The organism is Kitasatospora sp. NPDC043950 (assembly GCF_056435345.1).
In genome coordinates this window covers 20000-32393 of record NZ_JBWKER010000025.1, presented here as the reverse complement: position 1 = coordinate 32393, position 12394 = coordinate 20000, and the positions used below count along the sequence as shown (strand labels likewise).

The 12394-nt window shown below is 74.1% G+C and carries 11 protein-coding genes; 1 reads left to right on the top strand and 10 read right to left on the bottom strand.

What is annotated here, in order from left to right:
- Positions 1 to 102 precede the first annotated feature (102 nt).
- The 9 genes from AC07BF_RS18325 to AC07BF_RS18285 form a co-directional block, all read right to left on the bottom strand.
- A complete protein-coding gene (locus AC07BF_RS18325; protein ID WP_363581484.1) occupies positions 103 to 978 on the bottom strand; it encodes an HAD family hydrolase in 876 nt (291 codons plus the stop codon).
- Positions 979 to 1025: 47 nt separating this feature from the next.
- The gene (gene serS / locus AC07BF_RS18320; RefSeq protein ID WP_363581482.1) at positions 1026 to 2300 is read right to left on the bottom strand and encodes a serine--tRNA ligase; all 1275 of its coding nucleotides are present in this window, start codon (positions 2298 to 2300) and stop codon (positions 1026 to 1028) included.
- 537 nt (positions 2301 to 2837) lie between these two features.
- Positions 2838 to 3773, bottom strand: a complete 936-nt coding sequence (gene pheA / locus AC07BF_RS18315) for a prephenate dehydratase (protein ID WP_363581480.1) — start codon at positions 3771 to 3773, stop codon at positions 2838 to 2840.
- Between the two features lie 125 nt (positions 3774 to 3898).
- Positions 3899 to 5236 (bottom strand): iron uptake transporter deferrochelatase/peroxidase subunit, encoded by a 1338-nt coding sequence (gene efeB / locus AC07BF_RS18310; protein WP_363628056.1) that lies wholly within the window; start codon positions 5234 to 5236, stop codon positions 3899 to 3901.
- A 5-nt stretch (positions 5237 to 5241) separates the two neighbouring features.
- Positions 5242 to 7266, bottom strand: coding sequence for a copper resistance CopC/CopD family protein (locus tag AC07BF_RS18305; RefSeq protein ID WP_363581476.1), 2025 nt, complete (start codon positions 7264 to 7266; stop codon positions 5242 to 5244).
- 13 nt (positions 7267 to 7279) lie between these two features.
- Positions 7280 to 7801 (bottom strand): copper chaperone PCu(A)C, encoded by a 522-nt coding sequence (locus tag AC07BF_RS18300; protein WP_363581474.1) that lies wholly within the window; start codon positions 7799 to 7801, stop codon positions 7280 to 7282.
- Positions 7798 to 8466 (bottom strand): SCO family protein, encoded by a 669-nt coding sequence (locus AC07BF_RS18295; RefSeq protein ID WP_363581472.1) that lies wholly within the window; start codon positions 8464 to 8466, stop codon positions 7798 to 7800. Before AC07BF_RS18295 ends, AC07BF_RS18300 begins: the two co-directional genes overlap by 4 nt.
- A 79-nt stretch (positions 8467 to 8545) precedes the next feature.
- Complete coding sequence (locus AC07BF_RS18290) at positions 8546 to 9301, bottom strand: YcnI family copper-binding membrane protein (RefSeq protein ID WP_363581470.1); 756 nt, start codon at positions 9299 to 9301, stop codon at positions 8546 to 8548.
- Positions 9302 to 9507: 206 nt separating this feature from the next.
- On the bottom strand, positions 9508 to 10338 hold the full coding sequence (locus tag AC07BF_RS18285; RefSeq protein WP_363581468.1) for a hypothetical protein: 831 nt from the start codon (positions 10336 to 10338) through the stop codon (positions 9508 to 9510).
- 229 nt (positions 10339 to 10567) lie between these two features.
- On the opposite strand from AC07BF_RS18285, the gene AC07BF_RS18280 reads away from it, so the two are divergent.
- A complete protein-coding gene (locus AC07BF_RS18280; protein ID WP_400804451.1) occupies positions 10568 to 11206 on the top strand; it encodes an ATP-binding protein in 639 nt (212 codons plus the stop codon).
- Between the two features lie 103 nt (positions 11207 to 11309).
- On the opposite strand, the gene AC07BF_RS18275 is transcribed toward AC07BF_RS18280, so the two are convergent.
- Positions 11310 to 12278 (bottom strand): LAETG motif-containing sortase-dependent surface protein, encoded by a 969-nt coding sequence (locus AC07BF_RS18275; RefSeq protein WP_478333591.1) that lies wholly within the window; start codon positions 12276 to 12278, stop codon positions 11310 to 11312.
- Between the last annotated feature and the right edge of the window lie 116 nt (positions 12279 to 12394).

Sequence of the window (12394 nt, the reverse complement as noted above, 5' to 3'; positions counted from 1 at the left end):
TCAACGCCGGTCATCGGTCATCCTACAACCGCTTGCCCGGTCATCCTACAACTGGAGGTGAACCCCCGCCGAACACTACGGCGAGGTCGGGAGGAGGAGGGCCTAGACGCCCGGGTAGAGCTGTTCCAGGACGACGGCGACGCCGTCCTCGTCGTTGCTCGCGGTGACCTCGTCGGCGACGGCGAGCAGTTCCTCGTGGGCGTTGGCCATCGCCACGCCGCGGGCCGCCCAGCCGAACATCGGTACGTCGTTGGGCATGTCGCCGAAGGCGATGGTGTCGGCCCCGCGGACGCCCAGGCGGCGGGCGGCGACGGCCAGCCCGGTGGCCTTGGACAGGCCCAGCGGCAGCAGTTCGACCACTCCGGCGCCGGCCATCACGACGCCGACCAGGTCCCCGGCGACGCGGCGGGCGGCCTCGGCGAGCGCGTCGTCGGTCAGGCCGGGGTGCTGGATGTAGAGCTTGCTCACCGGGGCGTCGAGCAGCTGGTCGCGGTCGACCCGGACGACCGGGAGGTCGGAGCCGATCAGCAGCTCGTAGCCGGGGCCGGCCAGCACCTGGCCGTCCAGGCCGTCCTGGTTGGCGGCGACGGCCAGCGGGCCGGTCTCGGCCTCGATCTTGGCGATGGCGAGCGCGGCGAGCCGGCGGTCCAGGGTGAGGGAGGTGAGCAGCCGGTGCGCGCCGGCGTCGTACACCTGGGCGCCCTGGCCGCAGACGGCTATCCCGGTGTAGCCGATCTCGTCGAAGACCGGGCGGGCCCAGGCGGCGGAGCGGCCGGTGACGACGATGTGCAGCGCGCCCGCGCCGGTGGCCGTGGCCAGGGCGGCGCGGGTGCGCTCGGAGACGGTTTCCGTGCTGGTCAGCAGGGTGCCGTCGAGGTCGGTGGCGACCAGCCGGTAGGGCAGGTCGCCACCGCTCGGGCGCTCACCGCTCGGGCGCTCACCGTTGGGGGAGACGGGGCTGGGGCTGGTGGTGCTCATGGGCCGTACGTCTCCCGGGAGTTGCGGGTGGTGCGGGTGGCGCGGTGCTACTTGACCGGTTCGAGGACGGTCCGCCCGCCGAGGAACGGCCGCAGTGCCTCGGGCACGACCACCGAGCCGTCGGCCTGCTGGTGGTTCTCCAGGATCGCCACGATGGTGCGCGGGACGGCGACCAGGGTGCCGTTCAGGGTGGCCAGCGGGCGGGTCTTGCCCTCCTCGCGCATCCGGATGGCGAGCCGGCGGGCCTGGTACTCGGTGGTGTTGGAGGTCGAGGTGACCTCGCGGTACTTGCCCTGGGTCGGGATCCAGGCCTCGATGTCGAACTTGCGCGCGGCCGAGGCGCCGAGGTCGCCGGAGGCGACGTCGATCACCCGGTAGGGCAGCTCCAGCGCGTTGAGGAAGTCCTTCTCCCACTGGAGCAGGCGGCGGTGCTCGTTCTCGGCGTCCTCGGGAGTGGTGTAGACGAACATCTCCACCTTCTCGAACTGGTGGACGCGGATGATGCCGCGGGTGTCCTTGCCGTAGGTGCCGGCCTCGCGGCGGAAGCAGGACGAGTAGCCGGCGTAGCGCAGCGGCAGCTTCTCGGCGTCGAGGATCTCGTCCATGTGGTACGCGGCGAGCGGGACCTCGCTGGTGCCGACCAGGTACCGGTCGTCCTCGGCGAGGTGGTACACGTTCTCGGCGGCCTGGCCGAGGAAGCCGGTGCCGTCCATGGCGGCGGGCCGGACCAGGGTCGGGGTGATCATCGGGATGAAGCCGGCCGCGGTGGCCTGGGCGATGGCCATGTTGACCAGGGCGAGCTCCAGCAGCGCGCCGACGCCGGTCAGGTAGTAGGAGCGGGCGCCGGCGACCTTGGCGCCGCGCTCGGTGTCGATCGCGCCCAGGATCTGGCCGAGCTCGACGTGGTCGCGCGGCTCGAAGCCCTCGGCGGCGAAGTCGCGCGGGGTGCCGATCTCCTCCAGGGTGACGAAGTCCTCCTCGCCGCCGACCGGGGCGGCCGGGTCGATGAGGTTCGCCAGCGAGCGGAGCAGGCGATCGGCCTCCTCCTTGGCCGCGCCCTGCTCGGCGTCCGCGGCCTTGACCTCGGCGGCCAGCTCCTTGGTGCGCTGCAGCAGGGCGGCCTTCTCCTCGCCCTTGGCCTGGGCGACCTGCTTGCCGAGCGTCCGCTGCTCGCTGCGCAGTTCGTCGAAGCGACTGCCCGAGGACCGGCGCCGTTCGTCGGCGGAGAGGAGGGCGTCGACCAGGTCGACGTCCTCGCCACGGACGCGCTGCGAGGCGCGCACTCGGTCAGGGTCCTCACGAAGCAGGCGAAGGTCAATCACAGGCCCAAGCGTACCGGGCGGAGGCTCATCCACCGGTACGGGTTTTCCCCTGGGGATAACCGCCCGGATCCTGTGGATAACTTCTGTGGGGAACGGGCGGGGCCGGGGTTATCCACAGGATCCGGGCGGTGCCTGTGGATTGAAGGGGAGGTTGGCCCTCCGATCACCGAAGCCAGGGAATTGAGGTTTCAAACCTCATTTGACCTTCTCGGGTGAGGGAATTGAAGCACTCGGACGGGTGATTTGCTGGCACACGGGTGACTCTGGTCCGATTAGTCATCTCTACGCCGCTAACCAATGATCCGACCGAAACCTGCAGTGGCTATACCGGTTTGTCGACTCATCCCCAGGCCTGTGGATAACTTTCGGCTGTGGATAGTCCCCGCCCCTGTGGATGGCGGGTTCCGGCGCCGCGGGCCCCTGTGGACGACGGGTGCGGTCACCCGCCCCCTTCCGCCCGGCCGGGAGAAAACGATTGGAAAAGGGCGGAAAGACAAAGGGCATCGATCAGATGTCGTCACGATGCCCTCGCGTGGATCAGATGTCGCCGCGCCCGTCGAGGCACCGGGAGAGCCAGTCGGCGGCGGCCGTGAAATCGTCGTCCGAGGTCCCCGGCCGCCGGTGCGTGGAGACCTGCCGGTCGGCGCGCGGATAGGAGCCGAGGAACCGCACCTGCGGGCTGATCCGCTTCAGCCCCATCAGGGCCTCCGCCACCCGGCGCTCGGACAGGTGCCCCTCGCAGTCGATCAGGAAGCAGTAGTTGCCGATGCCCTCGCCGGTCGGCCGCGACTCGATCCGCATCAGGTTGACCCCGCGCACCGCGAACTCCTGGAGCAGCTCCAGCAGCGCGCCCGGGTGGTCGTCCGGCAGCCAGACCACCATCGAGGTCTTGTCCGCGCCGGTCGGCGAGGAGACCCGGCCCGGGCGGCCGACCAGGACGAACCGGGTGGTCGCGGTCTGCGCGTCCGCGATGTCCTTGACCAGCGGGTCCAGGCCGTAGATCGGCGCCGCGAACTCGCCCGCGAACGCCCCGTCGTAGCGGCCCTCGGCGACCAGCCGGGCGCCGTCCGCGTTGGAGGCGGCCGACTCCCACTGCGCGTCCGGCAGGTTGGCCGCCAGCCAGCGGCGCACCTGCGCCTGGGCCACCGGGTGGCTGGTCACCGTCTTGACCCCCGCCAGGTCGGTGCCCGGCCGCACCAGCAGCGCGAAGGAGATCGGCAGCAGCACCTCACGGTAGATCATCAGCGGTGCACCGGCGGCGAGTTCGTCATTGGTCGCGGTGACGGCGCCCTCGACCGAGTTCTCGATCGGGACGAACGCCCCGGAGGCGTCCCCGCCGCGCACCGCGTCCAGCACCAGCGGTACCGAGGCCAGCGGCACCAGCTCCCGGGTCGCGGCCTCGGGCAGGGTGCGCAGCGCAGCCTCGGTGAAGGTGCCGGCCGGACCGAGGTAGGTGTAGCGGGTGGCCGACATGACGCCTCCGTGGGAAACAGGGGGGAACCGGGGCAGGGGTGTTGCCGAAGAAGTCACCATAACGACTCCGCCCGTCGGCCAGGAAAGCGTTTCAGTGGCCGGGACCGGAGACCGCCGGGGGCGTGCTACTCGAAGAGCTGCTGGCCGAGGTAGCCGCCGGCCGGGACGCCCGGCGGCACCGCGTACAGGCCGCTGGCCTCGTGCCGCAGGAAGCGGGAGAGGCCGTCCCCCCGGGCCAGCTTGCGCTGCACCGGGGTGAAGCCCTTGCGCGGGTCGGCCTGGAAGGCGAGGAAGAGCAGCCCGGCGTCCGGCGAGCCGTCGGGCAGCAGGCCGTCGTGGTACGAGAACCCGCGCCGCAGCATCGCCGCCCCGCCGTTGGCGGCCGGGGCGGCCACCCGGACGTGCGCGTCGGCGGGGATCGCCAGCGCGCCGTCCGGGCCCTGCGCGGCCAGGTCGACGGGGGTGCGCTCGCCGGCCCCGGCGGGTGCGCCGAGCGGCGCGCCGTCCGACTTGCGCCGCCCGATCACCCGCTCCTGCCGGTCGGTCGGCAGCGCCTCCCAGTTGTCCAGCAGCATCCGGATCCGCCGGAACACCAGGTACGAGCCGCCGGCGAGCCAGGCCGGCCGGTCCGGCCCGGCGGTGCAGAACACCTTGGCGGCGAAGCCGTCCTCGCCCGGCCGGGGGTTGTTGGTGCCGTCGATCTGGCCCATCAGGTTGCGGCCGGTCATCGGGCGCGCGGTGGCACCGGGCGTACGGGCGAAGCCGGCCGACTGCCAGCGCAGCGCCGCCGTGCCGGCCGCCTGGCGTTGCAGCACCCGCAGCGCGTGCACGGCCACCAGGGCGTCGTCGGCGCCGATCTGGACGAACAGGTCGCCGTCGCCACGTGCGGGGTCGAGCGCGTCGGCGGGGAAGGGCGGCAGCGGTTCGAGCGCCTGCGGGCGGCGGTCGGCCAGCCCGGCCTTGTCGAACAGGGCGGCGCCGAAGCCGACGGTGAGGGTGAGCGAGCAGGGGCCGGCGTCCAGCGCCACCTGGTTGTCGGCGTCCTCGGCCGGCTCCCCGGCGGTCAGCCGCTCGGCGGTCTTCGTCCAGCGCTGGAGCAGGGCGCGCAGCCCGTCCCGGCCGACGCCCTCGGCCAGGTCGAAGGCGGCCAGCTGGACCCGGGCCTGCTGGGGTTCGAGGATGCCGGCCTGGTGCTCGCCGTGGAACGGCACCCGGGCCGCGCCGAGCGCGCCGCCCGGCCCGGCGGCGGGCGCCGCGCCGGGGTGGCGGTCCAGGGCGACCGCCCCGGCGGCGCCGGCTCCGGCGCCGGCCAGCAGCCCGGCGCCGGCGGTGCCGAGCAGGGCCCGCCGGGTGAAGCCGGCGCGGCCGGGCGCCTGAGCACCCTGTGCTGCGGGCCTCGGCACCGTGGCCCGGTCCGTCGTGGCCCGGTCCGCCGTGGTGCGGTCCGTCGAGGTGTGCTCCATCGCGGTCAGCCGATCTTGAACTGCTGGGTCGGGGTGGTCTGGTCGATGTCGGAGGAGCGGATCTGCACCGACACCACCCAGGTGCCGGCCAGCGGCAGCTGCGCGGTGCCGCTCCAGCGGCCGGTGCCCTCCGGGGTGAGCGCCACCGGCAGCGGGCCGAGGTCGCGGTCCGGCAGGGTGAAGGCGAGCTGCACCTCGGGGACGTCCACCGGCTGCCCGTCCGCGCCGGTCAGCGCGAGGTGCACCTCGTTCGGACCGGTCCGGGCCGGGTTGAGGGTGACGGTCGCCGTCCCCTTGGCGTTCGGGGTGCGGCCCTTGGTGTCGTACGGGAGCTTGAGCTCCACGGTGCGGCCCGGCTCGGTCTGCGGGGCGGGCGCGCCCCCGGCGGCCGGTCCGGCGGCGGGTGCGGCGGCACCGGCCTTGACCTCGCTCGCCACCCGCCCGGGCGGGGAGTTGGTGAGCATCGTGGTGACCACCAGCACCGCCACCGCGACCAGTGCCTCGACCAGCACCGAGCGGCGCAGCCCGGCCCGGGTCGGGGTCAGTCCGCGCTCGCGCCCGGCGCTCTCCCGGGCCGCCTGCTGGCGGGCCAGCTGGGCCTGCCGGAGCGGGTCCTCGGAGTGCGCGGCGGCGACGCCGACCGGCTCCGGCACAGCGGCCGGCTCGACCTCCGCCGCCTCGGCCGGGGCCGCGCGCAGCCGGGCCAGCCAGGTGCGGGAGAACCAGGCGGCGCCGAGCATCACGGCCACGCAGCCGGTCTTCACCAGCAGCAGCCGCCCGTACTCGGTGCCGGTCAGCGCGCCCCAGCTGCCGAGGCCGCGCCAGGACTGGTAGACGCCGGTGGCGGCCAGCACCGCGACCGAGCCGAAGGCGACCTTCGAGAAGCGGTCGACGACCTGCGCGCCGACACCCTCGCGCAGCGCGACCAGCAACGCGGCCAGGCCGCCCAGCCAGAGCGCCATCGCGATCAGGTGCAGCATGCCGAGCGGCAGCGACAGCCAGACCTGGATGCCGACCGAGGCGTGGTCGGCGCCGACCCAGGTCGCCGCCAGGGCGATCGAGAGCACCAGCCCGGCGACGCCGAGGCCCAGCCGGGCCTCGCGCTGAGGCCGCTCGGCGGCGCGCTGCTCCAGCTCCCGCAGCTCGGCCTCCTCGGCCTCCTCGTCGCTCGCGCCTCCGGCGCTCCCCGTGCTCCCCGTGCTCCCGGCGCCGCCGGGCCGCACCGCCGGCCGGGCCGGCTGCCCCAACTGGCCGACCAGCAGCGACAGGAACACCCCGCTCGCCGCGAGCAGCAGCAGCCGGGCGGCCAGCGCGGTGCCGATCCGCTCGTCCAGGGTGGCGCGCACCAGCGACAGGTCGAGGGCCTTGCCGATCCCCGAACCGCGCTCGTACGGGCCGCGCAGCATCAGCACCGCGACGGTGGAGGCCAGCAGCGCCGCCCAGCCGGTCATCAGCAGCCGCTGCATCCGGCGCCGGGCGGCGCCCTCCGGCCAGCAGATCAGCACGAACGCGGCGACGCCGGCGAGCAGCGCGAACGCCGCGTACGCGACGGTGCGCCCGGTGCCGTAGAGGGCGGAGACCAGGCCGTCGGCCTTGGCGCCCTGGAGCGCGGTGGCGGACACCGAGGTGTCCGAGGGCGCGCCGATGGAGAAGGTGAACGCGCCGCCGATCGGGTGCGAGTCCTCCGAGACGGCCCGCCAGGCGACGGTGTACGTGCCGTTGGCGAGCCCGCTGTTCAGTCCGACCCGGGCGGTGTCCGCCTTGCCGTCGGCATGCCCGGGGTTGCCGGTGTCCACCGCCTTGCCGGCCGGGTCGAGCACCCGCACCGAGTCGCTGGACAGCGACACGGACTCGCTGAAGGTCAGCGTGACCGCCTGCGGGGCGGTGGCGACCACCGAGTTCTGGTGCGGGTCGGTGGACTCCAGGGTGGCGTGCGCGGCGGCCGGTCCGGCGCCGGCGAGCATCAGCGCGAGCAGCGCGCCGAGCGTCCCGAGCAGTCCGGCGATGCGGCGGTGGGCGGCCTTCTCCATGCTGGCGGTCCCCTTAACTCTGGCCGGGGCGGTAGGTGAGCTCCTTGACCGGCACCTTGACCGACAGGGTGCCGGACTTGGCGAAGGTCAGGTCGAGCTCCAGCTCGTCGCCGAGGGCGGGGGCCTTCTGCCATCCCATGATCATCAGGTGGGTGCCGCCGCGGGCGAACTCCAACGCGCCGTGCGCGGGCACGTCCAGGCTCGGGACCTGCTCCATGCTCGACGGGGTCGAGCGGTGCATGGTGACGGACTCGGCGCCCGGGCTGCTCACCTTGACCAGCTGGTCCTGCCCGCCGTCGTTGCGGACGGTCAGGTAGCCGGCGGCCATCCCGCCGGCCGGGGGCAGCGGGATGTAGGAGTCGGCGACGCTCAGCTTCGCCGCCCCGCCGCCGGCACCGCCCTGACCGCCTGCCCCGCAGGCGACCAGGATGGCGCCGCCGCCCAGGGCCGTCGCCAGTACCGCGCCCGTGAGCGCCGTCCGTCGGAAGCCGAGGGTCGCGCGGCCGGCCGGGGCGTGGCCGGTCGAGGCCTTCATGCCGCGACCCCCTTGGCGAGCAGCGGCAGGTCGTGCTCGTAGGTCTTCTCCTCGGTGCCGCTCAGGTAGAGCACGTGCGCCTTGTCGTCCGAGGGGAGGAAGGCCAGCACCTGCGCGCCGTGGGTCGAGGTGACGGTGCCGTCCGCGTTGACCACCGGGTCCTCGATCATGATGCCGAGCGACCTGGCGGCCGTCTTCACCTTGGCCAGGTCGCCGGTCAGGCCTATGAAGTCGCTGCCCATCGAGTCCAGCCAGGTGCGCAGCACCTTGGGGGTGTCGCGCTGCGGGTCGGTGGAGACGAAGACGACGTTGACCTTCTGCCGCTCCTCGGCCGGGAGCGCCTTCATCGCGACGCCGATGTCGCCCATGGTGGTCGGGCAGACGTCCGGGCAGCTGGTGTAGCCGAAGAACAGCAGCGTGGTCTTGCCGTTGGTCTGCTGCCGCAGGTCGTACGGCTGGCCGGAGGTGTCGGTCAGCTGGAGGTCGGGCTTCTCGAAGTTCTTGGTGAGCACCGTGCCCTGGTACGGCGAGTCGGACTTCTGCTGGACGACCTTGGCGGCGGTCGAGCCGCCCCCGGAGGAGCCGCAGGCGGTCAGCGTCAGGGCGGCGGCGAGCGCGACGGCGGCCGCGCCGGCCAGGCGGGTGGTGCGGGTGGTGCGGAGCATGGGAGATCCGATCGTGCGGGGTGGGACCGCCGGCGGGACCGTACCCGGGGCGTGGGTACGGCCCCGCCGGCGGGGTGGGTCAGGAGGCGGAGCCGCTGCTCCGGCGGCGCAGGCCGAGCACGCCGACGGCGGTGCCGATCACGCCGACCACGATGCCGACCACGCCGAGCACCCGGGCGGTGGAGTCGCTGGACTTGGCGCCGGCCGGGGCCGCGGCGTGGTCGGAGCTGTCGCCGTGGGCGCCCGCGGAGGGGGAGGCGGTGACGCCGCCGTGGGCGTCCTCACCGGCGGCGGCCTTGGTGAGCTTCAGGACGGGGGCCGGGTGGGCCGGCTCGGGCTGGCCGTCCTTGGACTCGTCGATCCAGCGGACGATGTCGCCGTTGTCGTAGGTCTGCAGGGTCTTGAAGACCATGCTGTCGGCGTCGGACGGCAGCGGGCCGATCGAGACCCGGAACTCCTGGAACTGACCGGGGGCGATCTTGGTGCCGGCGTCGGCGGTCCAGGTGATCTTGGAGACGGCCTCGTTGACGTCGCTGCCGTGCACCTTGATCGGCTTGTCGAGCTTCGCCTTCTCGACGGTCGCGGTCCAGCCCGGCAGCGGCAGGGTGCGGACGGAGGCCAGCGGGTGGTCCAGCGGGAGGTTGACCTCCAGCTTCACCGTGCCGGCGGCGTCGCTCTCGTTCGGCACCCGGAAGTCGACGGCCGTGTAGCCGCCCTGGGCGGCCGCACCCGGGTTCACGGTGACGTGCGCGAACGCGGGACCGGCCAGCGCCACCACGGAGGCGGCGGCGGTGAGGGCGACGGCGGCGAGACGGCGGGTGGGAAGGGAACGCATGATGCGGTGTCTCCGATCGGAGCTCGGCGGACCGGCCCGCGTCCGGGCGACGGGAAGACCGTGCCTCGGCGGGGCCGCGCGTGGGGACGTGCTGGGGACGTGTGGGGGCGGAACCGGGGGCCGTCGGCGTGTCGGGGACACGCGGGACCGGCCCGGGACGCTGCGCACGACCGGGGCCCGACACGAACGGGGCGCCAGGAGCCGGATCAGTACGCGAAGGCCCCGAGCGGCGGACCGCGCCGCACCACGCTGTGCCGCAGCGCGGCACCCGCCGGAAGCGGACTCTCCCCGCCCCGGACGCCGAACCGGCGGGCCGGACCGGCCGCGCCGAACAGGCCGCGCAGCAGCGCCGCCACCAGCACCAGCGCCGACCGCAGCGGCGCCGCCCAGTGCTCCCGGGCCGCCGACGCGGTCACCCGCACCAGCCGCCACAGCGCCGCCTCACCGCGCCGCAGCCACCAGCCCGCGACCAGCGCGGCGGCCAGGTGCCCGGCCAGCATCGACGGCGTCATCCCGAACACGCCGCCCTGCCACCACGGGGCGACGGCGTACGCGTTCGGGTCCAGGCCCGCCGAGGAGACCAGCTGCTCGGCGGTCGGGCTCCCCGGCAGGCCGGCCAGCGTGCCGGGGCGCGCCTCGTTGCAGATCAGCCGGCCCGCCACGGTCGGCAGGGTCAGCGGACCGGAGCCGCCGTGGTGCATGCCGGCCATGCCGCCGATCGCGGCGTGGCCGTTGAAGCTGTGGAACAGGCAGTGCAGCCCGAGCTGCCCCGCGCCCAGCGCACCGGCGATGGCCGTCAGCGAACGTTCCCGCCCACCGCAGGCCACCGCGAGCACCAGCACCGCGGCGAAGCCCGTCGCCAACGCGGCCGGCGGCACGTTCCCGCCACCCGCCAGGGCGTGCCCGGCAGCCGCTATCAACGTGCACACCAGGGCGAACGGGACGGCCCGGGCAAGCCGCAGGTCCCAGGCGGCGGCCCCCACCGGCGCATCCGGTGCGAGGGCGCCCGGGAGCGGGGCGGCGGGGAGGGCAGTCATGGCCGAGACATCATCTCACCGCCTACCTCGCCCGCGTGGGCAGGGTGGGAAATCCCTACGAATGCCCCGTTCGGCAGCAGCGTGCAGGCCGGCGAGTGCGCCACTCGGCACAATCCACGGCCTCAGTCCATCCGCCGAACGGGCGGCAGCGGGCCCCGGGCACGGTTCACCGCCGAATCGCCCGGAGATACCTAGTTGTATGTGGAGCCGCAGCCAGGAGGGACCTCCCGTGGACATCTGGTGGACTCTGCACCTCAAGCGCGACCCGGCCAGCGTCCCGCTGGCCCGGCGCATCCTGCTCGGTGCCATGGCGACGGCGGGCGTCGACCCGCAGATCGCCCACGACCTCGGCGTCGCCCTCAGCGAGGCCTGCGCCAACGCCGTCGAGCACGGCGCCTGCGGGCGGCCCGACGGCGGCTTCCAGGTCACCGCCTCGATCAGCGGCGACCGCCTGCGGATCGAGGTCACCGACTCCGGCCCCGGCCTGCCCGGCCCCGTCGGCACCCCCGCCCCGGCGCTGCGCCGCCGCCCCGTCCCCCCGCCGCCGCCCCGCCCGGCCGCGCACCGCCGCCCCCGCCGCGGCCGCGCCACCGTCCCGGCCCGCGTCCTCACCGCCCACCAGCCCCGGCGCGACGGCCACCCCTACGACACCCACGTCCTCCCCGCCCGCCCCACGGCGCCCACGCTGCGCCCCGTGGACCTCGACACCCTCCCGGACCTCACCGCCGAATCCGGCCGGGGCCTCTTCCTCATCCACGCCCTCACCGACCACGTCCAGCTCCGCAACCACCCGCTCCGGGGCGCCATCGTGAGCTTCGACAAGATCCTCAAGTGGCAGGACGGCGCCTTGTTGCGGGCAGCGTCCTGACACGGCGAACCGATGACGACGGACTGATACGACGGACTGATACGACGAACGCCGGGGGTGCGGACCGTGGTCCGCACCCCCGGCGTTCGCCCGGGTGCAGGGGTCAGCTGTGCGCGCCGGCCTTGCGGCGGCGCAGGACGAACACGGTGCCGGCGCCGGCCGCCAGGACGGCGGCGCCGCCGAGGGCGATCGGCAGGGTGTTGGAGTCGGCACCGGTCTCGGCCAGGTGCGGGCCCGCCGACGGCGAGGCGGAGGCCGAACCGTGGCCGGCGGCCGCGGGGGTGCTGCTGGCGCCACCGGCCTCGGCGACCCGGAACTTGCCCTCGAAGGGGTTGTAGAACTGGGTGCAGGCGTTCGGCTTGTCGTTGGCCGGGGTGGGCACCTTGTCGTTGTCGAACGCGTCGGAGCCGGCGTCGTAGTTGGCGCCGTAGTTCCCGACCGGGGCCTTGGCGGTGGCGGCGATCCGGACCTGGTAGGTGATCTTCTCGCCCTTGGCCAGCTTGATGTCCGGCGACTGGAGGTCGCGGTCGTCGAGCTTTGCGGGCTTCCAGCCGGAGCCGGTGTTCAGCTGCACGTCGAAGAACTCGGTGCTCCACTGGACGGGGTAGTCCCCGTCGAACTCGTCGGTGACGTAGAGCGAGTTGTGGACGACGGGCAGATCGACGCCGCTGTTGTTCTGCCAGGTCACGCTCAGCTCGGCGGCCGGTCCGCCCTTGATCAGGGTGGTGCCGTACAGGCCGGAACCGGTGACCTTGAGCAGCGGGCTCTGGTAGACGCCGCCGTGGCATCGCATGTTGTTGGTCGGGGTCGGCATCGGCAGGGTGGACGGCCGGTTGGTGGGGGTGGCCGTCGCGGTGTGGCTGGGGGTGGTGCTCGGAGTCGCCGTGGCGGGGGCGCTCGGGGTGGTGCTCGGGGCCGGGGTGCTCGGCGCGGGGGCGCTCGGGGTGGCCGTGGTGGAGGTGGGGGGCGGGGAGGAGGGGACTCCGACCGCGCTCGCGCTGACGGCGCCGACCGTGGTGCCGAAGGAGAGCGCCATCAGCGCGGACGCGGCCAGAAGGCGAGAAGAGCGCACGTTGAGAAGCTCCAGATTGGGGTAAATGGGGTTGATTTCGGGCGACTTGAGGCCTCCGGCAGGGCCGTCGGCGCTGGTCGCGCCCGCGAACCCTACCGGTTGCGGATGGCTGGTTT

Coding starts and splice junctions, on each gene's coding strand:
- AC07BF_RS18305 (WP_363581476.1), bottom strand. CDS start 7,266: ATGGAGAAGGCCGCCCACCGCCGCATCGCCGGACTGCTCGGGACGCTC.
- pheA (WP_363581480.1), bottom strand. CDS start 3,773: ATGTCGGCCACCCGCTACACCTACCTCGGTCCGGCCGGCACCTTCACC.
- AC07BF_RS18300 (WP_363581474.1), bottom strand. CDS start 7,801: ATGAAGGCCTCGACCGGCCACGCCCCGGCCGGCCGCGCGACCCTCGGC.
- AC07BF_RS18290 (WP_363581470.1), bottom strand. CDS start 9,301: ATGCGTTCCCTTCCCACCCGCCGTCTCGCCGCCGTCGCCCTCACCGCC.
- AC07BF_RS18295 (WP_363581472.1), bottom strand. CDS start 8,466: ATGCTCCGCACCACCCGCACCACCCGCCTGGCCGGCGCGGCCGCCGTC.
- efeB (WP_363628056.1), bottom strand. CDS start 5,236: ATGGAGCACACCTCGACGGACCGCACCACGGCGGACCGGGCCACGACG.
- AC07BF_RS18325 (WP_363581484.1), bottom strand. CDS start 978: ATGAGCACCACCAGCCCCAGCCCCGTCTCCCCCAACGGTGAGCGCCCG.
- AC07BF_RS18285 (WP_363581468.1), bottom strand. CDS start 10,338: ATGACTGCCCTCCCCGCCGCCCCGCTCCCGGGCGCCCTCGCACCGGAT.